At 64.6% G+C, this 25,690-nt stretch carries 22 protein-coding genes; 10 read left to right on the top strand and 12 right to left on the bottom strand.

The window, feature by feature from the left end:
• Nucleotides 1–571: 571 nt before the first annotated feature.
• The 4 genes from AU198_RS06525 (at nucleotide 572) to AU198_RS06535 (ending at nucleotide 5,979) form a co-directional block, all read left to right on the top strand.
• Nucleotides 572–2,233: an SGNH/GDSL hydrolase family protein gene (locus AU198_RS06525; RefSeq protein WP_064346803.1), complete on the top strand. Its 1,662-nt coding sequence runs from the start codon at nucleotides 572–574 to the stop codon at nucleotides 2,231–2,233.
• A 55-nt stretch (nucleotides 2,234–2,288) separates the two neighbouring features.
• The gene (locus AU198_RS06530) at nucleotides 2,289–4,115 is read left to right on the top strand and encodes a carbamoyltransferase family protein (protein WP_064346804.1); all 1,827 of its coding nucleotides are present in this window, start codon (nucleotides 2,289–2,291) and stop codon (nucleotides 4,113–4,115) included.
• Nucleotides 4,116–4,141: 26 nt separating this feature from the next.
• Complete coding sequence (locus tag AU198_RS26100) at nucleotides 4,142–4,282, top strand: DUF5989 family protein (RefSeq protein WP_156431510.1); 141 nt, start codon at nucleotides 4,142–4,144, stop codon at nucleotides 4,280–4,282.
• 656 nt (nucleotides 4,283–4,938) lie between these two features.
• Nucleotides 4,939–5,979, top strand: a complete 1,041-nt coding sequence (locus AU198_RS06535; RefSeq protein WP_064346806.1) for a methyltransferase domain-containing protein — start codon at nucleotides 4,939–4,941, stop codon at nucleotides 5,977–5,979.
• Between the two features lie 521 nt (nucleotides 5,980–6,500).
• Here AU198_RS06535 and AU198_RS26575 read toward each other — a convergent pair.
• Nucleotides 6,501–9,083: a PE-PPE domain-containing protein gene (locus AU198_RS26575; protein WP_064346808.1), complete on the bottom strand. Its 2,583-nt coding sequence runs from the start codon at nucleotides 9,081–9,083 to the stop codon at nucleotides 6,501–6,503.
• 294 nt (nucleotides 9,084–9,377) lie between these two features.
• Nucleotides 9,378–10,046, bottom strand: a complete 669-nt coding sequence (locus AU198_RS06545; protein ID WP_197416039.1) for a VldE C-terminal domain-containing protein — start codon at nucleotides 10,044–10,046, stop codon at nucleotides 9,378–9,380.
• Nucleotides 10,047–10,143: 97 nt separating this feature from the next.
• Between AU198_RS06545 and AU198_RS06550 the strand changes: the two genes are divergently transcribed.
• Nucleotides 10,144–10,905 carry an SDR family NAD(P)-dependent oxidoreductase gene (locus AU198_RS06550; protein WP_064346813.1) on the top strand — a complete coding sequence of 254 codons (762 nt, stop codon included), beginning with the start codon at nucleotides 10,144–10,146 and terminating at the stop codon, nucleotides 10,903–10,905.
• A gap of 6 nt (nucleotides 10,906–10,911) precedes the next feature.
• Here the strand turns inward: AU198_RS06550 and AU198_RS06555 are convergent, their stop codons facing one another.
• Genes AU198_RS06555 through AU198_RS06575 form a run of 5 tightly spaced genes read right to left on the bottom strand, consistent with a single transcriptional unit; the run spans nucleotide 10,912 to nucleotide 15,756 of the window.
• The gene (locus AU198_RS06555; RefSeq protein WP_156431511.1) at nucleotides 10,912–11,319 is read right to left on the bottom strand and encodes an ATP-binding protein; all 408 of its coding nucleotides are present in this window, start codon (nucleotides 11,317–11,319) and stop codon (nucleotides 10,912–10,914) included.
• Between the two features lie 9 nt (nucleotides 11,320–11,328).
• A complete protein-coding gene (locus AU198_RS06560) occupies nucleotides 11,329–11,661 on the bottom strand; it encodes an STAS domain-containing protein (RefSeq protein ID WP_064346815.1) in 333 nt (110 codons plus the stop codon).
• Nucleotides 11,658–13,628, bottom strand: a complete 1,971-nt coding sequence (locus tag AU198_RS06565; protein ID WP_064346817.1) for a glycosyltransferase — start codon at nucleotides 13,626–13,628, stop codon at nucleotides 11,658–11,660. Before AU198_RS06565 ends, AU198_RS06560 begins: the two co-directional genes overlap by 4 nt.
• Complete coding sequence (locus tag AU198_RS06570; protein WP_064346818.1) at nucleotides 13,625–14,863, bottom strand: PP2C family protein-serine/threonine phosphatase; 1,239 nt, start codon at nucleotides 14,861–14,863, stop codon at nucleotides 13,625–13,627. Before AU198_RS06570 ends, AU198_RS06565 begins: the two co-directional genes overlap by 4 nt.
• A complete protein-coding gene (locus AU198_RS06575; RefSeq protein ID WP_231744594.1) occupies nucleotides 14,860–15,756 on the bottom strand; it encodes a glycoside hydrolase family 26 protein in 897 nt (298 codons plus the stop codon). The genes AU198_RS06570 and AU198_RS06575 overlap by 4 nt, the downstream gene beginning before the upstream one ends.
• A 194-nt stretch (nucleotides 15,757–15,950) precedes the next feature.
• On the opposite strand from AU198_RS06575, the gene AU198_RS06580 reads away from it, so the two are divergent.
• Nucleotides 15,951–17,159 carry a DUF7159 family protein gene (locus AU198_RS06580; protein ID WP_064346822.1) on the top strand — a complete coding sequence of 403 codons (1,209 nt, stop codon included), beginning with the start codon at nucleotides 15,951–15,953 and terminating at the stop codon, nucleotides 17,157–17,159.
• 2 nt (nucleotides 17,160–17,161) lie between these two features.
• Here AU198_RS06580 and AU198_RS06585 read toward each other — a convergent pair whose 3' ends face one another.
• Nucleotides 17,162–17,605 carry a cupin domain-containing protein gene (locus AU198_RS06585; protein WP_064346824.1) on the bottom strand — a complete coding sequence of 148 codons (444 nt, stop codon included), beginning with the start codon at nucleotides 17,603–17,605 and terminating at the stop codon, nucleotides 17,162–17,164.
• 25 nt (nucleotides 17,606–17,630) lie between these two features.
• Complete coding sequence (locus AU198_RS06590) at nucleotides 17,631–19,406, bottom strand: Hsp70 family protein (protein WP_064346826.1); 1,776 nt, start codon at nucleotides 19,404–19,406, stop codon at nucleotides 17,631–17,633.
• Nucleotides 19,407–19,516: 110 nt separating this feature from the next.
• Between AU198_RS06590 and AU198_RS06595 the strand changes: the two genes are divergently transcribed.
• Nucleotides 19,517–21,022: an FAD-dependent oxidoreductase gene (locus AU198_RS06595; RefSeq protein WP_064346829.1), complete on the top strand. Its 1,506-nt coding sequence runs from the start codon at nucleotides 19,517–19,519 to the stop codon at nucleotides 21,020–21,022.
• Here AU198_RS06595 and AU198_RS06600 read toward each other — a convergent pair.
• Complete coding sequence (locus AU198_RS06600) at nucleotides 21,006–21,767, bottom strand: DUF3159 domain-containing protein (RefSeq protein ID WP_156431512.1); 762 nt, start codon at nucleotides 21,765–21,767, stop codon at nucleotides 21,006–21,008. The genes AU198_RS06595 and AU198_RS06600 overlap by 17 nt on opposite strands.
• Nucleotides 21,768–21,812: 45 nt before the next feature.
• Between AU198_RS06600 and AU198_RS06605 the strand changes: the two genes are divergently transcribed.
• Nucleotides 21,813–22,271, top strand: coding sequence for a nuclear transport factor 2 family protein (locus tag AU198_RS06605; protein ID WP_064346831.1), 459 nt, complete (start codon nucleotides 21,813–21,815; stop codon nucleotides 22,269–22,271).
• 1 nt (nucleotide 22,272) lies between these two features.
• On the opposite strand, the gene AU198_RS06610 is transcribed toward AU198_RS06605, so the two are convergent.
• On the bottom strand, nucleotides 22,273–22,926 hold the full coding sequence (locus AU198_RS06610; RefSeq protein ID WP_064346945.1) for a L,D-transpeptidase family protein: 654 nt from the start codon (nucleotides 22,924–22,926) through the stop codon (nucleotides 22,273–22,275).
• 108 nt (nucleotides 22,927–23,034) lie between these two features.
• Here AU198_RS06610 and AU198_RS06615 point away from each other — a divergent pair, with 108 nt between their 5' ends.
• Nucleotides 23,035–24,528: a bifunctional phosphatase PAP2/diacylglycerol kinase family protein gene (locus AU198_RS06615; protein WP_064346834.1), complete on the top strand. Its 1,494-nt coding sequence runs from the start codon at nucleotides 23,035–23,037 to the stop codon at nucleotides 24,526–24,528.
• On the opposite strand, the gene AU198_RS06620 is transcribed toward AU198_RS06615, so the two are convergent.
• A complete protein-coding gene (locus tag AU198_RS06620; RefSeq protein WP_064346835.1) occupies nucleotides 24,482–25,153 on the bottom strand; it encodes a phosphatase PAP2 family protein in 672 nt (223 codons plus the stop codon). The two genes, AU198_RS06615 and AU198_RS06620, sit on opposite strands and share 47 nt — an antisense overlap.
• A 47-nt stretch (nucleotides 25,154–25,200) precedes the next feature.
• Between AU198_RS06620 and AU198_RS06625 the strand changes: the two genes are divergently transcribed.
• Entirely contained in the window at nucleotides 25,201–25,683 is a 483-nt protein-coding gene (locus AU198_RS06625) for a hypothetical protein (protein ID WP_064346837.1), read from the top strand.
• Nucleotides 25,684–25,690: the final 7 nt, after the last annotated feature.

The following is a 25,690-nucleotide window of genomic DNA, read 5'->3' on the forward strand; positions in this document are numbered from 1 at the left end:
TCGCGTGCAGGAGTCTCGCCCCGCCGTCGGGCATGACGCGCTGGGCCATCTTCGAAGAAGTTGCTTAGTGGTTCTTAACCGAAAAGCTCGAAAGCTGCGATGGAGACGCATTAGCCAAGCTTTCTCGCCGGGGCTGTCGAGGTAGGTGGTGGATGTCCGATTCATCAAGAACAGTTAGCCGGCGCGGCGGCTCTGCGGTGCGCGCTCGCGGCCGTTCCCGTCGCCACCGGCCGGGAGTTGCCCCATGCGATCGGTCGCTGAACCGGCATGCCGCCAAAGTACCGATTGTCGATGGCATACCGCCGACGTGCGTTCCAGCGCGCGGAGCGACCAAACTCTGCCCGTCGAACCCAACTGCGGTGCTGTCCGCGTCAGCCAGTCTCCTTGCAGCACTGATGTATCCGCATCGAGGGACATCTATCGCGCTGTAGCGCCCACAGAACAAATTCCGGGCGATCATCGGTGTGGATTCGCGGATATCGGCGGCGTCGCGATGCTAGGGTGCTCGCGAATGTGACCATATGCGCTGGCGAAGGGCATGTTCTGTACTGGATCGTCGAAGAGGAGACAGATGCTCCAGGAGCAGCACGACGAGGCCATCACAGCTTATGGTGAGCGTGGTTGGTGGGTGCCTGAGGAAGGTCCAGACCACCCCCTGGAACAAGATCGGCGATCCCGGCGCCTTGCTGCCCTCAAGGCCTCTGCCCTGAGGACTTCCGTCGGTTTGGTGTTCGCCGCGGTTCTGTGGCTGCTCGGGCTACGACTCGGAGCCACTCTGCTTGTGTTGATGGTGATCGCGCTCGCGTTGATTGGCGTCTTTCGGCCGGCCGAGGGAGCGACGATCGACCGGGGCATCGCCCGGTTCGCTGCGTCAGCGGCGCGAGCCATAGCGGCGGTTCTGTTAGCAATCATCTACTTCGTCGTCATAACTCCGGTGTCTCTTTTTCTTCGCCTCTTCGGTCGCAACCCCCTTACTTCACCCGGTGTCAATCCCGAAAGCACCTGGATCATCAAGCCGCGCTTATCCGATCCAACGATGGCTCGCCGCCAGTTCAGTGTCGAACCGGAAGTGATCGGTTGGAGACCCAGGGGGCGCGGGGCCACAGCAAGACATGTTGCGGCGATGACTTTTCGCGCGGCGCTGGTGTTGGTCGTCGTCGATCTTGCCATCGGGCTTTCATTCCCGCAGTGGGCGCCCCATGGTGGCGTTCGCGTCGGAGGCAATGAAGGCACTTGGGACGACATCTTTACAGCACAGATCTCTTCAGCCGCCATGGCGGCGGATCAAGACTGGGCTGCTGATTGGTTCAACGAGTTCGAGTACATATACACGCACAACACGTATGTGCCGCTCTTAGGCATGGTGAACGGGGACCATAAGGGCAACTACATCAACATTGTCGACCACGCCCGCAAGACCTATACCGCCCCGGGAGTGGGTGGAGACGCCACCTCCGTATACATGTTCGGCGGGTCGACAATGTGGGGCTACGGTCAACGCGACTTGTACACGATTCCTTCTCAAGTGGCTCGATTAGCCGAAGAGGACGGTATTCCGGTCCGTATCACCAACTACGGTCAGGTCGCGTGGGGAATCTGGCAGGAACTAGCTCTCCTTCAGCAGCTACTCAGCGAAGGGCGGGTCCCCGACGTGGCAGTCTTTTACGACGGCGCGAATGACGTTGCCGAGCAGGTGGAAGGACTCACGACCGAACCTACGTACCCGGGTGGGAACTTCGTAAGCCAGGCTGTGGAAAGGGCTCGCTTGCGTGGCGGGGCGGCGGGCCTCAAAGACTCTCTCATGGCTTTTTACGCGCAACACAGCATTCTGACGCGCATGGCCCTGACCTCGAACTCTAGGAGGGCCGTGCCGGAATTCACTCCAGAGCTGACCCAAGAGCGGGCACGCAACGCTGTGAACCTCTACGACAGGGCGGTCGGGGTCATCGAACAGCTGGCGAGAAGCTACGGTTTCAAGGCCGTGTTCGTCTGGCAGCCACTTGCGTATAGCACTGAGGGCGGCGATGCCGAACGCTACGCGAGCCCAGATGAGTGGGGAGTTGGTGCGGCATTCCTTGAGGCGACGAACCTCATGACCCCTCCAGCCATCAACCTCGCCGACACACTGGACGGCGTAGAGGAAGCCGTGTTCATGGACAACGCGCATACCAATGAATTGGGCGCGGAACTTGTTGCCCGAGTCATCTATCCACACCTGGGGTTGAAGTCATGAGTAATCGGGAAGCTGTCGGCGGGATGGTCGAGCTGATCGGCGGCGCGGTGCGGACATGAACATCCTCGGTATAAGCGCCTTCTACCATGACTCGGCTGCTGCTCTGGTACGAGATGGGCAGATTATCGCCGCCGCGCAGGAGGAACGGTTCACCCGCCTTAAGCACGACCCGGGGTTCCCGAAGAACTCGATCGCGTACTGCCTCGGCGCAGGAGGCGTTGACCGCACTGGAATCGATGCAATCGCCTTCTACGAGAAGCCGATAACCCGGTTCATTCGTCTGCTCAAGACGTACGCCACCATTGCTCCGCGGGGATTTCGCTCCTTCCGGACGGCGCTTCCGCAGTGGCTGGGAACAAAACTCTGGATTACCTATGAGATCGAACGCAATCTAAAAGCGCTCGGGTACGAGATGCCATCGGAGCTGTACTTTACGGAGCATCACGAGAGTCACGCCGCAAGCGCCTTTTACCCCTCACCGTTCGAATCGGCCGCTGTCCTCACGATGGACGGAGTCGGCGAGTGGGCGACTGCGAGCATCGGCCGTGGGGTCGGCAATCAGCTGGAGATCCATCGCGAAATGCGATTCCCGCACTCGGTTGGACTGCTCTATTCCGCATTCACCTATTTTTGCGGCTTCCGAGTCAACTCAGGCGAATACAAACTCATGGGCCTCGCGCCATACGGTGAACCGGCCTACGTCGATGTCATTACAGACAACCTTGTCGACATTCACACCGACGGTTCAATCCGACTCAATCTCAGGTACTTCGACTTCCTGGGCGGCCTCACTATGACGAATGACCGTTTTGCCGAACTGTTCGGCGGGCCACCTCGTCCTCCGGAAAGCGACATCACTCGGAGGGAGATGGATATCGCCCGCTCCATCCAGGATGTCACAGAAGAGATCGTGATGCGGATGGCCGCGACAACCGCGGCCATCACCCAGGAGAAGAACTTGTGCTTAGCGGGCGGTGTTGCTCTCAACAGCGTCGCGAACGGAAGGCTGCTCCGCGAAGGGCCATTCACCGACATCTGGATTCAGCCGGCGGCGGGGGACGCCGGAGGGTCCGTCGGCGCGGCGTTGCACACGTGGTACCAGATCGCCGGTAACACACGGCACATCGCAGGTGACGGCATGGAGGGAGCGTATCTCGGGCCTCAATTCTCGTCAGACGAGATTTCCGCATACCTCTCGTCGCACGGCTACCCTTTCGATACGGTCACAGACGCCGATGAGCGAGCCCGTCGAATCGCGGAGCTGATCGCGGAAGGCAACGTCGTGGGTCTGTTCACCGGCCGCATGGAGTTCGGGCCTCGCGCCCTCGGGAATCGTTCGATTCTTGGAGACGCTCGGTCGTCGCAAATGCAGTCGGTCATGAACCTGAAGATCAAATATCGAGAGTCGTTTCGCCCGTTCGCGCCCTCGGTTCTCGAGGAACGAGCCAAGGATTACTTCGACCTCGACGCGCCTTCCCCATACATGCTCTTGGTGAGTCCGGTCCGCGAGGAGATACGTACCGCTCCCGACAGCGATGGATCAGGCGAGATCTGGAGCGAGGTCAACAAGGTGCGGTCGTCGATCCCCGCGGTTACCCATGTCGACTACTCCGCACGCATTCAAACGGTCTCGCGGGAAACAAACCCGTTCTACCACAACGTTTTAGCGTCATTCGAAGAACTAACGGGATGCCCCGTGGTCGTCAACACCTCGTTCAACGTCCGAGGGGAGCCGATCGTCTGCACTCCACAGGACGCTTACCGGTGTTTCATGAATACCGAGATGGACTATCTGATCCTCGAGGATCACATATTAGACAAACGACTGCAGCCTGGCCGTGAGGACAGAGAATTGTTTTCGATTTCGACGGTACTCGACTGATGCGGCGCGCCTTCTACGCCTGGAAAATGCTGACAGAGTTCAGCAGATACGCCGTCGTGAACAGAGCCTACTGGGTGATCCCCATGATCATACTGTTGCTGGGCGTCGCGGGCCTGCTCGGCGTCGTCCAAGTCACCGTTCCCTTCACCCTGTACGCGCTCTTCTGAGCAGTTGGTCGACAGCCAGATCGCGCGGATTCCGGCATTCGCCTCTAACGTATCCCGCACCACGGTGCCGACGACGCTTTCCTCAAGACGCCGGGGGAAACACAAGCCGGGCCGGGGGTTTCGATTTGGCTTGGCTGCCGATAGTCACTGAGCAACGGGTAACTCGGCTATCGGGCGCTGCAGCAAACGGAAGCGCTTGAGCCCCTGCGGGAACGAGCTGTCGGAAGGCCCCACGCTCGCACCTTGAGCTACTTTGAACAACGTCGTCCGAGTTCTATCAATTCTGGACAACCATCGCTACAGGGAACAGCGGCGCCGTTGTTGTCGGGTGCCGGGTTGACGCTCGATACTGCGATCAATCATCTTCTGATTCAACGCGTCTCAGCCGCTTGCTGACACTACAAGGGCAAACAGAAAAACATGCTTTACGGGCTCCGATCGGACATGAGGGTGTGTGAGCTCCGCGCACGGAAAGTCGGTCCAGACACATCGAACCGCGTACTGCGCTGCCCCGCAGGCTAAGTCAGATTGGCAGAGCGCGCCGTTCAATCAGCCAACACGGGTCAGCTTGCCTTCAGCATCCATCTCACGAAACGACTGATGCCACGCCGCTGTGACACTGTTCCTTGATCTTGAGTTCGAAGTTACACTTCGGCGTGACCTATTCCGGGCTCAACGATCTCTTCAACGAACATTCCGAGTTGTTGTGTTGCCCGCGTTGCGGCGGCGCCCTGGTAGTCCGAGGCGACGACTCATCCTGTGCCCAGTGTCGGCAGCACTATCCTGCCCAGGACGGCGTGACATCGCTTTTCGTACCGAATGATTGGAGCGACTCGAAAGAGGACGTCACCCAAGAGATCAAGGCGTTCTACGAGGTGAACCCCTTCCCGAATTACGACGACTTCGACAGCGTGGGCAGCTTGATCGACAAGGCGCGAAAGGCGGTGTTCGCCAAGCTACTCGACGAACAGATCCCGGCTGGCGCGCGCGTGATCGAGTGCGGATGCGGCACCGGCCAGCTCACCAACTTTCTCGCCATCCGCAACCGGGCGGTGATCGGGACCGATCTCTGCCTGAACTCGCTGAAAATGGCCACAGCCTTCAAGCAGCAGAACAATCTCAAACGCGCCCACTTTCTGCAAATGAACTTGTTCAGACCGGCGTTCAAACCGGGCACGTTCGACTTGGTGATCTCAAACGGGGTGTTGCACCATACGAGCGATCCACAGCTCGGCTTCGAGTCGATCTCGCGGCTGGTGCGGCCAGGCGGCTACATCATGATCGGTCTCTATCACAGGTTCGGGCGGCTGGCCACTGACATCCGTCGCTTCGCCTTCAAGGCCACCAACGATCGCTTGATGTTTCTCGATCGCCACGCCGTAGATGCCCGAGTCAGCACGCAGAAGCGCCGTTCGTGGTTCATGGATCAGTACAAGAATCCGCACGAATCGAAGCACACCGTCGGCGAGGTAGTCGGGTGGCTCAAGGACGTCGGCTTCGACTTCGTGCATGCGATCCCGAAGACCGAGCCGTTCACCGAGCTGGCCGAAGACGAGCAGCTTTTCAAGCCGGAGCGACTCGGCAGCAGATTCGAGCGCTTGCTGGTGAACCTCGGGATGATGGTTACCGGCCATCGCGAGGGCGGATTCTTCATCGTCATCGCGCGGCGGCCGGTGGAGCAAGCGGCCAACCCATAGATTGGCCCACCCCGTTTCGAACTGAAGAACCGCATCCTCGCGCGCCTTGATGACGGCATGAGCACGGCGCGTCAATTCTTCGGATCCAACGGCACATTGGCGATATTCTCGCCTCAGCCTCGCAGTGAGCGGCTCGAATCAGACAAGCATTCTCGCCGAGGCTGTCGAAGGAGGTGTCGGATGTACCGATTATCAAGATTTGCTAGCCGATACGCGGGTGCGGCGGTTCTCGGATGCGCGCTCGCCGCGGGTTCCGTTATCGCCGCGCTGGGCGGCGTCTCTGCGCAATCGGTCGGCGAACCGGCATGCAGCGGAAGTGAATCCATTGTCGACGGTACACCGACGTGCGCCCCGTCGCCTGCGGCACCGGGGGTGTCCAACGTGCAGCCTGCCCCGGCCGACACTCAACAGCAAGACGGCGGACATCACTGAGAGGCTTGCGCCGCTCGTCACGACGCCCGGCCCGTGACGACAACAGCCCCGGGCCATACGGCACCGGGACTGCCTGAGGGCAGACGCAGTTACTCGTCGCCGCCTCCGTCGGTCTTGCTGTCGTCGCTGTCATTGCCGCCGTTCTCGTCGCCCGCCTTGGTGACGTCCGAGGCGGCGTCCTTGTCAGCGTTCGCGGCGCTCGATCCCGGCACCCTGGCCACGGTTCCGGGCTCCACCTTGTTGGCGCCGCCGTCCCCATTGTCCTTCCTGGTGCCGCGGTAGCGGCCGTCCGGAGTCGCCTTGTTGGCGCCACCGTTGGCGTCGGTCTTGCCGGCGCCGCTTCCGCCGCTTCCGCCGGTGCCGTCCCTCTCGCCGGAGCGAGCGTCGACGCGATCGAGATTCTCCACCGCCGACCGCACTCCGCCGACGACCTCGTTGACCCCATCCCGCACGGTGGCCAGCCCTTGGCCGACCTCCCGCTGCCGCTCGCCCAGGTCGGCCTGACTCGGCCTCGGCACGTCGGGCGTTTGGCGCTCGACCTCTGAAGTCACGCTCGAGACCTGTTCTCCGAACTGAGAACTGACGGTCTTCAAGATCGAGCCGGGCGCCGCCAGCATCGTATTGAGTTGAGCGCGCTGCTCGGTTGTCAGTCCGATCTTCGTCTGCTCGACCAACTGCGTCACCGCGCGCGTCAACACATCGGTCATCTCGTCGCCCACACCTGAACCCAGCAGGCGGATGAAATCGCCTGGCAACATGGCCATCTGGGCCGGCGTCAGCGTCGGCGTGCCGAACAACGTCGGCTCACCGAACTTGTCAAGCGAACGGCTGTACGTGCCGTCCGCATTTCGCACGACGTCGGAGTATCCGATGTTGACCAGCATCTTCAAAACCGGCTCGAGCGCATCGGCCAGCGGCGTGTTGACGTCTTCGCCGGTGGCCAGACCGATGGCGGCCGCGGCCAGCCGAGGCAGCGCCAGCAATGGCAGCTCGTCCACCGGTAGCGTGTAGTAGATCGTCCCGTCCGGGCCGACATATCCACCCGCGCCGAGGTTTCCGAAGTCGACTCCGGTCAACAGATTAGTCAACAGCACCGCCGCCGCAACCGAGTTGGCCCATGCGATCGGGTTGGCGGTCGCGGGGGCATCGGAGAGCAGGTCATACTGCCAACCGACGTCGGCTTTGACCGTCACGATGATCGGCTCCCCGTCGACCGAGTCGATCACGGTCTGCAGGTTGCCGAGTTCGTCGAAAGTGATGTCGCCGGCATTCCCCGTGAGCAGCTTGGTGATCAGGTCCGGGTCAAAGCCTTCGGGCAGCACGTCCTGGCGGTCGGGCGTCACCGGGTTGACTCCGGTGAGCTCTTCGTACATCGGCGCGAAGCGCGAGTAGAGGCCACCGTTCGCACGGCCCGGATTCCTCACGAGCAGCAGCGACAGCAGGGTCACGTCGATCACGCCGCCCTCCTGCACCGTCTCCCAGCCCACCGGCGGCGCATCGGGAAATTCGAGGTCACCCGGAAGCGGGATCTCGAGCGGATTGTTTGTGGTGTCCGTCCGTGTCACCGTGACCTTGCCGTCGCCGAAGGTGAGGCGAATTTTGCGTGGACCGGTCGCGGGATCGCCGACGGCGAAGGGGTTGTAGCCCTCGTGGGTGTTGCCGTTGGCGCTGTCGATGAAGGCTTGATACGCCTGACCGGCTGCGATCGCCCCGTCGCCGTAGGCGATCAGGTTGACATTCGTGAGATAGGCGGTCCAGTTCAGCACCGGGGCAAGTGCACTGAGATCGCCGTTCTCGATAGCGTGCGCCAGATAGGCGAGCTGGCCAACCGTCGGCAGGCCCGCGACGTCGTCAGGCGACGCAACCCATTGACCCGAGGTGGTCGTGGTCCAGTACCCGTCTTCCTTCCAACCGAATTCCGGTACCTCTGTGGTGAATTCAATGGTTTGAGGGATGTTGGTCACGGCGGCCAGTGCCGCGGCCAAGCCGGCGCTGTGCCCAGCAGCGGCGGCGGCGGCCGCAACGGTGGGGTCCTTGGCCGCGGCCTGGGCAGCCGCGACGGCGGCTTTGCCGGCCTCTAAGGCTGCCTCACCTTTGGCGAAGGCGTCCGCAGCCGTCTTGATCGCCCCCGAAGGATTCTTTGGGTTACAGATGACCTTGCAGTACTTCTGGACGTACTCGTTGTACTTACGCGTGTATACCTGCGCGTACGTGGTGTTGTACGCCGCGGTGGAGGCGTCCTCCGAAGCCTTGGCGATATAGGCAGCACGAGCGACCTCGTATCCGCCGTCGTACGCGAGGTCATACGCCTCGTCATACAGGGGGTTGGGCTCGTTGACCGAAACCGTGTGTGAGCCGGTCTGACCCCACTCACCGGGCGTGTAGTACTGCTCCTGGCCCGGGTCTGTCGGATCCAGCGGGTTGACCGGTGTGTACCAGTTCACCCACACCGGCTTCAGCTGCACGGGACCCAGGCCCCAGGCCACCAGCGGATTGCGGTCCTTGGCCGCGACAATGGCGTTGTTGATCGCGACCGGATCATTCGGCAGCCTCGACCCCTCGCCAATCGGCAACCAGTCCGGAACCCCCACGAAGTAGGTCTGTGACGAAGCGGCATTAGCCATCGACGGCGTCAGGACCATCGCTATCGACGTCGTCGCGATGGCACCCATCAACGCCAGCTTTTTGCCGCTCCCACGGCTGAGCCTGCGCCTACGGGCCCGAGCCCCTTCCGGTTTTGCGCTCCAACTGCGCATGCGTGTCCCACCCCTGAAAATAAGTGTGCTTACTTACGGATGGAAATATTAACCGAGTAGTGGCGAACCCCGGTCGGGGCTGGGCTGGCGGTACGTCTTGGATGTGTTTGCTAGAGGTAATTTTCGTGCGCGTAGCTGGCGATTCTCAGCAAACTGTAAGATTGGTCACACCCGCGGGCATCCGCTGCGTCGCATCACGCGCGCGACAACTCAGCGCAGGTAGGTCTCTTCGCCGGTCGGATATCCGCCGCCATGGGTCGTGATGTGCACATGGTCGTAATGGCCGTAGCCACCTCGCTGAGCGCCATCCGGCGTGTAGTACACGCCGCGCCAGATCGCATCCTGCAAGCCGAAGCGTTTCGCGTTGCGCAGTACGTACGAGACGATCTCGTCACCGAGCGCAATCCCCTCCGCGCTACCCGGATTGGGGATCATCACGTCGAGCGCCAAGCCGTTGGGATGCCACCTCAGCGAATCCGGGCGCACACCGCCGATATTGCTGATCTCAGGGAAGGCCTCGCTGATCGCGCGCGACGCCAGGATCGTCTTCACCTGCAGGCCGCGCTCGGGTGCGATGCCGACCGGCAGAGAACGGTCGACAGTGCGGTAGCGGGCGGCCGCAACCATGGCGTCGGGTGCCACGCCGGGATGGACATGACCGATGGCCGCCGCGGGGGATATCGGAGGGGCCGCGACAATCTCCAGACAACACGGCTGGGTGTCGACGACCTCTTCGACGACGGGCTTGCTCTCGGGGGCCGGACGTGCCTGAAGATGAACGTCTCCGCCAACCGCGAAGAAGACGGCGGCCGGTCCGAGCACGGCAGCCACGCCCATCGGTGACGTGCGCCGCTTCTTGGCTACGGAGTGCCGACCCACGCAGGGTTGTATATCAAATCGTTACATTCGCCGCAATCCGGGACGATCGGCTGTGACGGTACTCGACCAGGGTGGATCATCTCCGAACGTGGCGAGAATGCTCGAAGACAAGGTCATCATGGTCGCCGGCCTCGGCGGCATCGGCAACGGGCTGGCGCGCAGGTTCGCCGACGAGGGAGCCCGCCTGGTGATCGGGGATATCGACGCTGAGCTGGTGAAACGCGTCACTGACGACATCGACCCCGGCGGCGAGCGGATCCGCGGGACGCATCTCGACGGCTCCGATGAGCAGTCCGTGATCACCGCGGTCGCACTGGCCGTGGACACCTTCGGTCGCCTCGACGGCATGCATGTGAACTTCACCAATGCCGCGGACGCCTATCTGCCCGGCGGAGTCGTGGAGCTTCCCCTTGAAGCCTTCGACGAGGTAATGCGCGTCAACACCCGCGGTTTCGTCATCTGCGCCAAGCACGCCATACCCGTGATGGTCGAAGCCGGCGGCGGTTCGATCGTCTTCACCGCTTCCATCGACGCCTACAACGGCGCAGGCACCCGGGTGTCGTATGCCATGAGCAAAGCTGCCGAGTTGGCCCTGATGCGACACATCGCGCGCCGGTACGGACCGAAAGGCATCCGATGCAACGCGATCGCGCCCGGCTTGATCTGGCACTACAAATTCGACCAGCAGCCGATGCCCGACGGCGTCATCGAACAGGCCCGCGCCCGACAGATGATCAAGGCCCGGTTCGGGACACCCAACGACGTCGCCGCATTGGCCGCGCTTCTGCTCTCCGACGACGGCAGCTTCATCACCGCGCAGACGATCAGCGTTGACGGCGGAGTGACGTTCCGGCCCTGATCCCGGTCAGTGCAGACGCGACACCAATGTCCAGCGGTTACCGGTTTCCTCGCGCCGATAGGACAGCTCGTCGAGCACCCTCAGCGTGATGGCCAGCCCCCGGCCGCTTTCCGCGAGTTCGTCGGGCAACTCCACCTGACTGAGGTCGACGGGGGACGGTCCGCCGTCGTCGATGAGGGTCGCGATCACTTCGGTGGGTGAGACCGTGACCTCCATTCGCAACCGCACCGACTGGCCACCCCCTGCATGCTCGATGATATTGGCGCCGATCTCTCCGACCGCCAGATCCATCGACATCCGGGTCCCATCGGGAATGTCATGCCTCTGCCACACCTCGTCCAACGTTTCCTGCAGAGCTGCAAGGGTTTCCGGTCCGGTGGCCATTTCGACCACGGCGGCGGGATTCTGCATCATCGGTCGCTTCTAGTCGAATGCGGCATCGGCTGTGGGATGTGCGCGCAGCACTCGGTCCAGGTTCGTGAGCGACAACACGGTCTCCACCTGCGTCGTGGGCGCCGCGATTCTCAGATCCCCGCCCGCCTGCCTCGCGAGCTTGAGTCCGGAGATCAGCGCCCCGAGTCCCGACGAGTCGATGAACTCCGTTGCCGACAGATCCACGACCAGCCGGGTGTTGCCGCCCTCGATGAGGCCGTGTAGTTCCGTGCGCAGCGCCGGCGCCGCCACCATGTTCAACCGCCCCTCGGGCTTCACCACCACTGCGCCCGAAGCTGTTGTACGCCTAGTCGATCCGGTCACTTCTCACCTTCCGCTTCATGGCCGCGATACCGCACCGCCTGGAACACCACGCTCAGGATGATCAGGTCGAAGAGCACCCAGAATAGATTCACTCCGACGCCCAGCACCGAGATTGCGCCGAAATACAACTGGACGATCCCGATGACCGAGGCGACCACCAGCAGCACCATGGCAGCGATCTGCCATTTCACCAATCCCCACGGAATGGCACCCGCACCCTGCCGCGTCTTGGGCGTCACCGCGAAGCCGAGCGGCCGGTCGAAGTAAACATTGCGAAATGCCGTGATACACGCCTTGATCCACACCGGGAACAGCGCAAGACTGTACTGCTGGCCACGCCATGTCGGCGTACCCCTGCTGACGACGATGAAAAGGAGCTGATTGAGGATCAGGAACGGGATCAACCGCCCGAAGAAGTCCCAGCTGTATGCCTGCACCGGCATGACGTTGAAGATCAGGAAGATTGCCGGGGCGGCGATGTAGGCCAACGCCGCGAAACCCGCCAGGTAGCTCCACATCGTCGCGAAGTACATCAGGCGCTGTCCGATGCTCAGCCCCTTGACGAACAGTGGGTTCTCCTTGAGCATCACCTGAATCGTGCCCTGTGCCCAACGCAGCCGCTGCGTGAGCATGGTTCGCACGTCGTCGGGCGCCAGCCCCTTGGCCAGGATCTCGTGGTGGTAGGCCGACTTCCACCCGAGCGCGTGCATGCGCATGCAGGTGGCCATGTCCTCGGTCACGGAGATGGTGGCCATCGGCAGCATCGGCTGGGCCTCGTCGTCCCTCCCGACGTCGACCGCGCGGATCATGGTGCGGATCGACTCCAGGGCCCCCAACGGTGACCAGTCCCGTCCGGCCAGCGATTCCAGGGCCTCGTCGTCGAAGATGACTGCGGTGTCGAGTTGTTCACCCTGCCCACTCAGCGCGGCGATGGCATCTAGATCGGCGCGCATGGCGCTGACGTCGGCATCCACCAAGCTCTTTGCCGCCGCGTCGACGCGTTGCTGGAATAGGTAGGTGATGTCGGCCAGCGGTTGCTTGTTCTTGAGCGCGGCACGGGACTCGTGCACTGCGTCCTCGACGCTCGTCAGGGCGGCCAACACGTCCGGTTGGTCCCTGCCGATCTTGCGCTTGGCCTGTTTGAGGATCTTGCGGGAGGTGTAGAGCGCGCGTTTGATGCCGTCTTCAACCGCGCGCACATAGCCGGTCACACCGAGTTGCATCAGCGCATCGCGTCGCAGAACGGCGTTGGATCCACAGAAATAGGCAGCATTCCAACCGTCTTTGCCTTGCTGGATCGGACCATAGAACAGTGGCGCCTGGCTGCCCAGCGGGTCGGAGAACGGGACGTTGACGAAGTATTGCGGCGTCTGCACCAACGCCATCTTCTCGTCACGGAAATAACCCAGCGTACGATCGAGGATCTCCGGCTCCGGAACCTGGTCAGCGTCGAGGATCAGGATGAACTCACCGTCGGTCTCGAGCAGCGCATTGTTCAAGTTTCCGGCCTTCGCGTGACGCGGTTTGTCCAGCCAATGCGACGACCGGACCAGATAGCCGATCCCGCGTTCGGCGGCCGCCTGCGCCAACTCGTCGCGTTCCCCGTCGTCGAGAATGTAGGTCCGATGTGGATACCGAATGCGTTGCGCCGCTTCGGCTGTCGCGATCACCATGTCGATGGGCTCGTTGTACGTGGTGATGAACACGTCGACCGTCGCCCCCTCGGGAGGCGGTGGCGGCGGAGGCCGCCGACGCAATCGCCACATCGTCATCCCAAACAGAAGCGAGTCAATGAGGCTGTAGGTCTCGGCCAACACGAGAGGGACGGCGATCCACCACGCCGACCAGTTCGTCGAGGCAAGCCATCGCCATACGACGTAATTGATGCCCAAGACCGCCGTCACCACGATCAGCAGCCGCAGCCACGGTGACGGCGTGGTTCCTTCCGACGAATGCTTGTGTGTCACGGTCCGTCCCGGCGTACCGCGATCAAGGTCACGTCGTCGAGCGGCGGCTTCCTGGTTGTCAAGGCTCCCACCGCGGCACAGAGTTCACCCGGCTGGGCGTGGGCGGCAATGAAATTCAGGATGTCCTGCTCAACGGCTGAGCGCCCCAGCAAGTCCAGCGACCCGTCCGAGGCAACCACCAGCATGTCTCCCGGCTCCAACACCGTCTCCTGTGTTCCCCAGGTGTCGTCGGGTACGACACCCATTGGTAGCCCACCTGCGGATAAGCGTTCGACCGTCCCGGTTCGCCTCAACACCGCGGCGATTCCGTGGCCGACGTCGACGTACTGCACCCGGCCGGTCATCGTGTCCAGCCGGGCATGAAAAATCGTCACGAAGGTTTCTGTGCGACTAAAGTCTTCGGTCAACTGGCTGGCCACCGAGTTGATCGCTGCCGACAGGTCGGCGTCGTGCGCCACCTGGTCGACAGCGCGCGACGCTCCCCTCAGCGCCGACCGCACACTCGCGGTCAACAGTGCCGCCCCCAGCCCCTTGCCCATCACGTCGGCGACAGTGAACACCGCGCCGCGTTGCACGGGGTAGTAGTCGTAGAAGTCGCCGCCGACCGCGAAGGCGGGCGAACACATCGCGCAAACCGAGTAGCCCGGGAGGTCGTCGATTGCCGGAGGCAGGAGCAGACGCTGAATGGCGGCCGCCCTCTCCAAGTCGTCGGACCGTTCGAGTTCGCGTTGCGCCCATACGGCGAGCTGACGGAACACCTCGCGCTGTCGAGCGTCGAGTGAACGCGGTTTCAAATCGTAGATGCAGAAGGTGCCGACCGCATGACCGCCGGGACCGAACAGCGGATAACCGGCGTAGAACCGGATTCCGTCCTCGGCTGCGATAGCGGGCAGCGCAGCGAATTCCGGTTCGGCGGTGAGGTCGTCGACAATCAGGGCCGGCTCTGACGGTTTGTCATAGGTCCGCGCGATGGTGGCTCGACACACCGAGGTCTCGCGAGGTCCGCTGATCTCAAGACCCTCGCCCACCGCCTGCTTACACCATTGGCGGTCACGGTCGATGAAGTTGATGTATGCCCTCGGCACCTCGAAAATCAGTTGGGCCATGCGGATGATCCGGTCGAACCGCTCTTCCGCCGGGGTGTCGAGGATGTCCAGTTGTGTCAGGGAGTGAAGCCGCTGCTCTTCCACTTCGGCCGGGAGGGCGAAGCGGTCGTAAACCACGTCCGATGTCATGAAGATAACCGCGTATCCCGCATCGCCTCGGCCATCGCGGCCGCGGACTCCGGGGTGCTCTCGATCCGCCAGTCGGTCTCCTTGTCATGATCGAACCAGACGAAGCCGATCACATCGCGCTGAAGCCGGAGGAATTCCACGAAGCGCTCGATCCATTCGGCTTTGCAGCCGCCGGACTCGGCGCAACCGACTTCCGCGATCAGGATCGGCTTGTCCGCGGTGATGGCTCTCAGCTCGTCGAGGGCGGCTCCGAACAGTTGATCGGGGTCGACCCAGCTCGTCGAGGACAGGCAGGTCCCCCAGTTGTATCCGTCGATCCCCAGAACGTCGACGTACTCGTGGCCGGGATACCAGTCGGCAAGCCTTCCGGCAGCACCGACCGTGGGCGCCCATATCCAGTCGACGTTTGCGACGTTGCGTTCGGTGAAGATGTCGTGCACGTGCCGCCACGCGCTGATGTACGCCGACGGCGAAGTGCCGCATGCAGGTGTCCAGGGATACCAGTCACCGTTGAACTCGTGCGCCAACCGGATGAAGACGTGGCGCCCCCATTCGCAGAACTCGTCGGCCCAGCGGTAGATGTAGTCGTCGAGGGCACCCGCGAGTAGCGATCTCACGACGGCGGGTGACCGATCGTCCGTCCAGCACCACGGCTCCCAGGACACGATGGGTTCGGCGCCGCTGTAGGTCACGACGGCCATCGCCGACACGGGCGGCGGAGCAAAGAAATCCTCGAACGCCATCACCATCTGGGGCCGCTGTCCGACGGCGTCGGCCACAGCCTGCAACTCCCGCCCCGCTGTGAACCCGCCCGGCGTGCTCACCCCGAAGCGCAGGGACGAGGTGCGCACCCCCGACTGAGGGTCCGTAGTCGTCTCGGCCAGCGCGTCCACGGTCTGCTCCCCCTCAGGTGCTGAGTGACTCTGATGTTCCCCCGGGTGCCATCGTCGCAAACTCCACATCGCGCCATTGCGCAAACGGGGGTACGTGGCCTCGCCGCAACCGTTGGGTGCCGCTGCTGAGTGGGTACCGAGTCAGGCGAGAGGTAACCTCAGAGCCTGATTCACCGCAAGAACGGGGACACGATATGGACCTCGTGCTCGGCCTGTCGATGACGTCCAGCACGGTTCGGTGGGTGCTCGTGGAGGGCACCACCGGCGAAGGAGCAACCGTCGACCGTGGGTCGTTCGACTTCGACGCGGACGTCGATCCCGACGATCTGCTCAACGTGGCGCTCGCCGATGTCGTCGACAGCCCGATCCACGCGATCGGCGTCACCTGGACCAACGAGGCCGAGGCCATGGCGTCCGGTGTGCTGGAGGTCCTGACCGCGCGCGGCTACGGCAACGCGATCGCGATCTCCGAGCTGGAAGCCGGCGATGTGCTGGCGGCGGGCATCGCCGACATCGCCGACTACGACGACGTCGCGGTGTGCATCGTCGAGCCCGACGCCGCGGTGGTCGCGATGGTCGACCGTGACGGCGTGACCGTCGATCGCATCGCACGACCCCTTGACGGCGCGGACGTCGTCGAGCTGCCCAGCAGCGTGATCGCCATGCTCGAGCTCAACCAGTGGCGACCGCAGGCCATCTTCGTGGTCGGGTCGGCCCGCGATCTCGACCTGGTCACCTCCACGCTCGGCGACGTGACCGACTCCCCGGTGTTCTCCGCCGCCGAGGCTGACCTGGCACTTGCGCGCGGCGCGGCGCTGGCCTCGGCGCGTGCGGTCAACAGGCTGGACGCCACCGTGGCGAAGGGACCGTCGCGGGTCGGGGCGCTGGCGTCGGTCCTGGTCGCCGCCGTGGTGACGTTCGTGGTGTCGACCTCGACAGCGGTCGGCTTGAGCCTGACCGGCGACGTCGAGCCCACACGCCAGGACGCGCACGTCGCGGAGGAGGAATCCGTGGCCGTCGCGGAAGAGGCACAGCGGCCCGTCGACAACGAGATGCCCAGCAAGAAGGCCGCTACGACCCCGGCCGAGGCCAGGCCTGTCGTCGCGCAAACCATCGCGGTGGCCGCCCCTCCACCACCGCCCGCCGCTCCCCCGGTCGGACCCGTCTACGAACCCCCGGCTTACGTACCGCCCGCGCCGGCCTACACCGCACCGGAACCCGTCTACGCGCCGCCGGCCCCCGTCGACACCGCCCCGGCGTACACGCCACCGGCACCGGTGTATGCGCCGCCGCCGGCGCCTGCTTACGTACCGCCTCCGAAACCGCGGCTACGCGACCGCATCATCGAGCGGATCCCGATCATCAATCGGTTCCATGAGCCGGAGTACACGTACGGGCGTTAGCCCTACGGGCAGGCGGCCGGCGCGTCGTCCCGCACCGCACGGTCGGCGGGCAACGTGTAGGTGACTGTTGCCTCAGCGTGCTCAGAACCCTTGTTGGACACCACATGTGGGACTCCGGCGGGCACGAAGATGGCTTGGCCGGCGCCGAAGACCGCAGGCAGGCAGCCACCCGCCCTCTGCAGACTCACCTCGCCGCCGTTGATCACCGAGTACTCCGGACCCGGGTGGGTGTGCCAGCCGCTGCTCGACTCCGGGGCGAGCACCAAGCTCTGCACGTAGAGGGTGGTCGGGTGGCCCACGGAGACGATCGCGATGGGCGCATCCGTCGTCCCCTTCGCCAGATCGGTGCGCTCGATGTCGCCCTCTGCGGGTGTGGCGGCCGCCGACGGTGCAGTCATCGTCGCCGTGATCGCCAGGGCTGCCGCGACGGAATGTAACCGGTTCATCGCCGCATTATCTCCACAGTCGGGCCTACGGCACCGGCTGGTAAGGGTTCTGCGGCACCTGGATCGGAATCGGCACCGGCACGAACGGCACGGTCAGATACGTGGTCGTCATCGGCGTGGTGCTCGCAGTGGCGGAAGAGGTCGTCGCCGTGGTGGGTGCGGTGGTCGTGGGCGGGGTGGTGGTCGTCGTGGTGGTCGTCGCCGTGGTCGTCGTCGTCGTTGTGGTTGTAGTGGTCGTTGTGGTTGTGGTCGTCGGTTGTGTCGTCGTGACGACCGTCGTCGGCGGCGGTGGAGGCGGCGGCGCCTCGGTGGTCACCGGCGGAGGGGGCGGAGCATCAGTCAGCGTCACGGTCTCGACCGGGGGCGGCGGCGCCTCGGGTGCGACCGGTTCAGGCGCCGGTGCCGACGGCGGCGGAACCGGCGCGGTCTGCGGCGCCTCGGTCACGCCGGTACTGCCGGTCGCGCTGGTCAGGGCGATCGCCACTCCGCCGACTGCGACCACCGCGATGGCCGCGGCCACACCCATCACCAGCCCTGGTAGCCGTTGCCAGATCCGCGGTTCGTCGATGGGCCCTTCCGTGGGGGGAACGTACTGCGCGGGCGGCGGGCGCATCGGCCCGGAGTCATACGGGGTCTCATAGGGTCCCGAGCCGGTGTAGGGTACGGGGTCGTCCGCCGCGTCGTCCTGCGACCAGGCCAGCGCTCGAAACGTCGACGACCCGGGGGACTCGGCCGCCGGCTGCGGCACCGGCGCCAAACCCGTCGGGGCGTCCGCGGGAATCACGGGCGCCAAGCCGGTCCGCGCCTCGGCGGCCGAGGTGTACGCACCGATCAACGCGGCACCCTTCGCGGCGTCGAGCCCCGGTTGCGGGGTGGCGAACACCGGCATGCCGGAGCGCTCCGCCAGCCGCCGTCGAATCAACGGCATGCCTGCGCCACCGCCGGCAACGACCAGGGCGGCGACGTCCTTCCAGCCAATTCTGTTGCGCTGCAACGTGTCATCGATCGCCACAAGGACACCGTCCAGCTTTGGCGCGACCAGAGCCTCGAGCTCGTCGCGTGTCACCCGGACCGCCACGTGATGGTCCGGCAACTGCACATCGACGTCGGTGGCTTCGTGCGTCGACAACCGTTCCTTGGCGTTGCGGCACTCGTCTCGCAGGCGGGACAGTGACCCCACGGCGGCCGTGCTCAGGGGGTCGTCGCCACCCGAGCCCGCGAGCCCGGCAAGGATGTGGCTCAGCAGGGCTTGGTCCACCAGGTCACCGGAGAACTCGGTGTGACGAGTCGTCTCGTCGATGGGCTCGAAGGCATCGCCTGCATCCGCCAGCGTGATGCTGGTTGCGCCGCCGCCGAAATCGACCAGCGCCACCACACCCTGTGCCGGAAGGCCGAGATCGCCCTGCAGTGCGGTCAGCGACGCCTTGGCATCCGAAACGAGTCGGGTGATCGTGCCGTCGGCGCCGAAAAGGGGATGTCCGCGCAGTGCGCTGCGCAGTGTCCGCAGGCTGGCCGGTCCCCAATGTGCGGGCACAGCGACCGAGACGTCGGACGACGCGGACCCGTACCCTTCGACGAGGTCTGCGAGCGCGGCGACCAACAACCGGTCGGCCGAGTGTGACGATCCGTCGGCGGCCACCAGTGGCACGTTGTCGCCCACCCGCTCGACGAAGCCTGACATCACGGTGCCGTCCGGCACGGTGAATACCGAACGACGGAACGCGGGCTGATCGGCTGGATTGTCGATACGTACCGCGACCAAGTTCGTCGTCCCGATCGACAACCCCAGTGGGTCGCTCATAACGGAGGACACGATAGTCTTCCGGCCACCGGGAACCGGTCAGACACTCCGTGCGAACCCCGTTCGGCCGCCACGGTTTTGGGGTGCGCCAAACGGGTACCTGCAATGCCATGACATCTCTTTGGCTAGCAAACCGCGTCGAGCGGCCGACACCGCCCGACCCGCTGGTCGAATCGGACCGGTCGGCCGACGTCGTCGTGGTCGGCGCCGGCATCACCGGCCTCATCACCGCGGTGCTCTTGGCGCGAGCCGGCAAGGACGTGCTGGTGCTGGAAGCGCAACGCGTCGGGGCGGGCGCCACCGGCAACACCACCGCCAAAATCAGCCTGTTGCAGAGCACCAAGCTCTCGAAGATCGTCTCCAAACACGGTCCCGGGACGGCCAGGCAATACGTCGAGGGCAACCGCGAGGGGCTGGAGTGGCTGGTCCAGCACTGTGAGGCGCATGGGCTGTCGGTGCAACGCGAGGACGCGTACACCTATGCACAATCCGAGAACGGCGTTCCCTCGGTGCGCCAGGAGCTGGAGGCGTGCCAGGCCGCGGGATTGGACGTCGACTGGGTCGACGACGCCGATGTGCCTTTCCCGTTCCACGGTGCGGTCCGGCTGGCAGACCAGGCGCAGTTCGACCCGATGCCGTTGCTCGACAGCCTGGTCGTGGAGCTCGACGAACGGGGCGGACGGCTGACGCAAGGCGTTCGGGTGCAGAAGGTTTCGAATGACGGCGACAGGCTGGCGTTGGGTGTCCGCACCACCGCGGGTGACGAATTCGACGTGCATGCCAAGCAATGTGTTCTCGCGACGGGCATCCCGATCCTGGACCGCGGCGGTTTCTTCGCCCGCCTCAAACCGCAACGCTCCTACTGCATGGCCTACAAGGTGCCCGGCAACATCACAAGGGGCATGTACATCTCCGCCGATTCGCCGACCCGGTCGCTGCGTTATGCGCCGACACCGGACGGCGATCGGCTGATCGCCGGCGGGGCCGGACATCCCGTCGGCCACGAAAAGAGCCCGGCCTCGTCGGTGCAGGAACTCGACCAGTGGACGAAGCTGCACTTCCCCGGTGCGATGCAAACCCATTACTGGTCGGCGCAGGACTATTCGCCCATCGACGAACTGCCCTACGTGGGGCCGATCCTGCCCGGGAACGACAAGATCTTCGTGGCAACGGGTTTCGACAAGTGGGGCATGACCAACGGAACCGCCGCCGCGCTGGCGCTGTCGAGTCGCATCCTCGGAGGCCGGATGGACTGGGCCGAGGCGTTCGACAGTTGGAGCCCGCACGAGTTGTCGGGCATTCCGAAGGCGATGCAGACCAATGCGCAGGTGGCGCTCTACCTGACGCGCGGGTGGATCACGCCGGTCACCCGTATCCTCAACCGCACTCCCGAGGAGGGCGGCGTGGTCAGTGGACCCCCATGGGATCTGGAGGCGCGAAGCGTGGTCGACGGCCGCGAATATCGCGTCTCGCCGGTGTGCCCGCACCTGGGCGGCATCGTCAACTGGAACGACGCCGACGAGACGTGGGAGTGCCCGCTGCACGGGTCACGCTTCGCGCCCGACGGAACCTTGCTCGAGGGTCCTGCGACACGCAATCTCACTGCGGCGCAGTAGTTATCGGCTTCTCCGGCAGAAAGCGCCGGACGGCGATCGACCCGACGATGCCGACTACGATCAGCGTGATCGCGACGGTGTCGGATGTCGAGTCCGACACCCAGCCGACGATTCCGGTTACGGTGAGGAATGGTGGAAGCCAGTCGATGGCACCCGACCACGAGTCCGACTCTCCGGTCGCGTAGTCGGGATAGAACTCGGTGAACGACGCAGCGAAGACGAGTGCCCCGATGGGGATGATCCAGGCGGTCCAGAAGTTGTCGTTGTCGCGCAGGACGGCGTCGCCGATACCGCCCGAGATGGCCGACACGACGAACGCGGCGGCCCATGCGCCGGTGATCGCGAAGTTGATGCGCCGGAACGGTGCTGTGTCCCAATGCTCACGAGGCGTCGTGTCCTTCGCGTAGGCCATGGTGAAGGGGCGGCGCACGATCAGCGTGCCGACGGCGAATACCGCCAATACGATGTTGCTGAGCTCGCCGGACCACAGCTGCAGCCAGTCGATCACACGGTCCGGCGCGAGGAGGCCGATCACGGCGAGAGCACCGAAGTAGGCGATGGTCAGGGCTTCGAGGGCGTGGACGGGAACACCGCGGCGGGTGCCGACCCAGAGTGTCAGTAGGGCGAGACCCAGCGCCGCGGACGCGGCCTCCTCGAACCTGCCCGGGCCTGCGACAACCGCCATGAGGACCCACGGCGCCAGCCCCGCGAACGGAGATTTGACGTAGGCGTCGACGAATTTCATGTCCGGACTGTACGCGGTGCGGAGGTGTTGTGTTGCAATGTCGGCATGGGTGACATCGACGAGATCCAGCAAGTGAAGTACCGCTACCTGCGCGCGCTCGACACCAAACACTGGGATGAGTTCGCCGAGACCCTCACCGAGGACGTGGTGGGCAAGTACGGCGAGTCGATCGGCGAGGAGCACCACTTCACCAATCGCGACGAGTTGGTCACGTTCATGCGCAACTCGCTGGGCCCCGAGATCATCACCGAACACCGCGTCACCCATCCCGAGATCACCGTCGACGGTGACGAAGCGACGGGCACGTGGTACCTGCAGGACCGGGTGATCGCACCCGACTTCAACTTCATGCTGATCGGCGCGGGCTTCTATCACGACCGGTACCGGCGGACCAGCGAGGGATGGCGGATCAGCGAAACCGGTTACGACCGCACCTATGACGCGTCGATGTCACTCGAGGCGCTGAACTTCAAGGTGAAACCCGGTCGGGCACTGAACATCTGAGTCACTGAGCGACCGCGATCAGCGCCCCCGGCCGGAGCCACCGCATGATCTCGACCAGCTTGCCGTCGTCGATCGCCACACATCCGGCCGTCGGCCCGCCGTCGGTGGCGTGCAGGAAGAATGCGCCTCCGTTGCCGGGCACCCGCGCCTTGTTGACCCCCATCACGACCGCATGAACGTACTGCGGGATCTGGAGATTCTCGGTACCGCTCGCCGGGTCGGTGTCGAACGGGCACTGCGCCTTCTTGCAAACCTGCATGGTGTTGTAGGTCGGGCTCTTCATGTCGCCGTCCCACCAGTGGTCCGGCCCGACCTGCACGTACGGTAGGCCTCCGCCGGGGTTGGGCGCCGTGCCGAAGGCGAAGTCGAGCGTGAAAACACCCATCGGCGTTTTCATTTCGCCGTCGTGGCTCTGCGGAGTCATACCGTTGGCGCCGATCCAGGCCGGTATGCCCGCAGCGACCGGTTGCCAGCCCGCCCCGGTCCGCTGGTAGACGTCCACCTTGGCCTTCGAACCACCCACGCCGACAACGGAAATCACCTGAGTGGCCGAACCCACCGACCTTGCGAACCACGGAACGGTCTGCGCCTGGCCGACGGGGGCGACCACGAGAGCCATCAGGCCCACGCACAGCAGGGTCAGCAGTCGGCGCACCGACACATGCTAGGTCGCGGCTCGCTGTGATCCCCGTATGCCACGCGGCCCCGTGACCGATCTGCGATGACACGATTATTTTCCGACGCCGGTGGATACGTTGGGGAGATGGATGTTGCGCAGGTGGTCGGCCGGCCCGCAGGTCTACGGCGAATCACGCACGGTCTCGGTGCGCTGGATCGGGAGATCTTCGAGGCGATCGCCGAGTCGCCGACCCCGCTGCTCGACACCGTGATGCCGCCGCTGACCCGCGCGGCCGACCACTCCAAACTGTGGTTTGCGATCGCCGCTGCCCTGGCCGCCACCGGTAAGCCCAGCGCGCGCCGCGGCGCGGTCCGCGGGGTGCTCACGCTGGCGGCGACGAGCCTGATCACCAACCAGGGCGCCAAACGCATCCGGCGACGGCCCCGCCCGCTGTTCGACTCCGTACCCCTGGTGCGCCGCACGCGCCGCCGACCCACGTCCAACTCACTTCCGTCCGGGCACTCCGCCAGCGCCGCCGCCTTCGCGGTGGCCGTCGGCCTGGAGAGCGCTTCGCTCGGACTCCCCTTGGCGCTTCTGGCTGGCCTCGTCGGGTTGTCCCGCGTGGCCGTCGGCGCGCATTACCCCGGGGACGTGATCGCCGGTTTCGGCCTGGGCGCGGCGGTCGCGGTGCTGGGCGGGCGGGTGGTGCCTCCACTGGCGCCGACGAGGCTTCCGACCGCCGACCCGCTGCGGGTGGAAACCCCGCCGCGGCCGGACGGAGCCGGTGTGGTGCTGGTCGTCAACCCTGCGTCCGGCAGCGGAACCGGAGCAGACATCATCGAAGAGGTCCGAGAGGCGTTGCCACGTGCCGAGATAGTCGAGCTCTCCGATGACGATGACTTCGACGCGGCGTTGCGCTCGGCGGCTCAGCGCGCGGAGGTTCTGGCGATCGGCGGCGGAGACGGAACGGTGTCGTGCGCGGCGGCCGCGGCAATCGAGGCGGGTGTGCCGCTGGCGGTGTTCCCGGGGGGTACCTTCAACCACTTCGCGAAGGACATCGGTTGCGACACGGTGGAAAAGACCATCGACACGATTCGGCGGGGCAGTGTCGCCTGCGTCGACATGGTGTGCCTGAACGAGAAGCAGATGGTGGTCAACACCGCGAGTATCGGGGCATACCCGGCGTTCGTCCGCACACGAGAGAAGTACGAACGCAAGATCGGCAAGCCGCTGGCCGGGCTCTACGCGATGTATCACACCTTGCGTCACGAGGATCCGGTCCGCATCCGTTACGACAACAAGACGTTGCAGACGTTCCTGTTCTTCCTCGGCAATTCGGCTTATCTGCCTTCGGGATTCGCGCCGTCGCGGCGGGACCGGATGGACGACGGCCTGATGGACGTCCGGATCCTCGAGACGGGTCACCGGTTCAGCAAGCTACGCATCCTGGTCGACGTCGCACTCGGCAGGCTCGAGCGCAGCCCGTTCTACCACGAGATGCGGGTACCCGAGTTCGAGTTCACCGCGGTCGACGGTCCGACACTGTTGGCGCACGACGGTGAGATCGGAACCGAGTGCGAAACGGCCAGCTTCAGCGTGCGATACCGGGCGCTTCCGGTGTTTCGTCCGCTTCCGTGACCCGCGGCGACGGCCGCACGGTCAGCAGGCAGAGCACGAAATAGGCGTAGCCCAAAGCCCATCCGGCCACGACGTCGGTCGGATGGTGGACGTTGAGCACTACACGCCCGACGCCGATGAGGACGACGACGCCGATGCCCGCGACGATGAGCCACGCGCGGGCGGGTGGACGCACGGCAGGCAGAGCGACTGTCAGCAGAGCGAGAACCGCGACGAGCACCCCGAGGGCATGGCCGGAGGGAAACGCTGTTCCCAGCGCGTCGACGAACGCGGTATCCGGGCGCGGACGATCGGCGGCTCCCTTCGCGATCTCGGTGACGAGTCCGGCCAGTTCCACCGTCACGATCAGGAATATCGCGATGCGGATCCGGCGGCGCACGAACGCGACAATGATGAGGACAACGGTCATCACGCGGAACATCCCGGGCCCCAGAACGGTGCAGAAGGCATCCCATCCCAGCACCCACCCCGGATGGTCTGCGCCCAGCGGGTAGAAAGCGTCGAGCGCCGCCGAATCGATGTCGGCCAGCCATGCCCACTGCTGCGCGGAACCGATCCACAGCAGGGCATACACCGCGACCGCGGCCAGCGCCGACACCACCAGCCGAGGCGTGTGTGATGCCATCGTCCACCTCTACCACGCGGGTCGCCGGGCCGTTAGGGTGGCTGCTCATGGCCGTGTTCCTGCGCAAGCTGCTCCGTATCGGCGGTATGCCAGACGATTTGCGGGCCGAGGTGGAAGCCGAGGGTGTGCTCTTCCTCGCCGAGTACATCGCGGTGACCCGACGGTTCAGCGGCAAGATCCCGGGGCGACGTGCGAACGCGAACGTAACCAGTTACGTGGGCTCGCTGGCGCTGACCAACCAACGCGTACTCGCCACGCTGTCGACCGTGCCGAAACTGGCCGGCCGCACTATCGATCAACGATGGGACGCTACGCAGTCCGGAACCGTCACCGCCCAGCTCTCGGAGACCGGCGTACAGCTCGATGTCGACATCGCCGGTGTCGATTCGCGCTTCACCGGCGAACTTTCGATGCATTACAAGGTCTCCATTCCCGAGGACGTCCTCTCGCGCCTCCCCCGGCGATCGGTGTCCTTCGATGTCCCGCCTGAATACGTGTTCCGGGCCGTGGGAGTGCCCTACGACCCGTAGGTGGCTG

Source organism: Mycobacterium sp. GA-1199 (genome assembly GCF_001500045.1).
In the GTDB taxonomy this organism is placed as follows: domain Bacteria; phylum Actinomycetota; class Actinomycetes; order Mycobacteriales; family Mycobacteriaceae; genus Mycobacterium.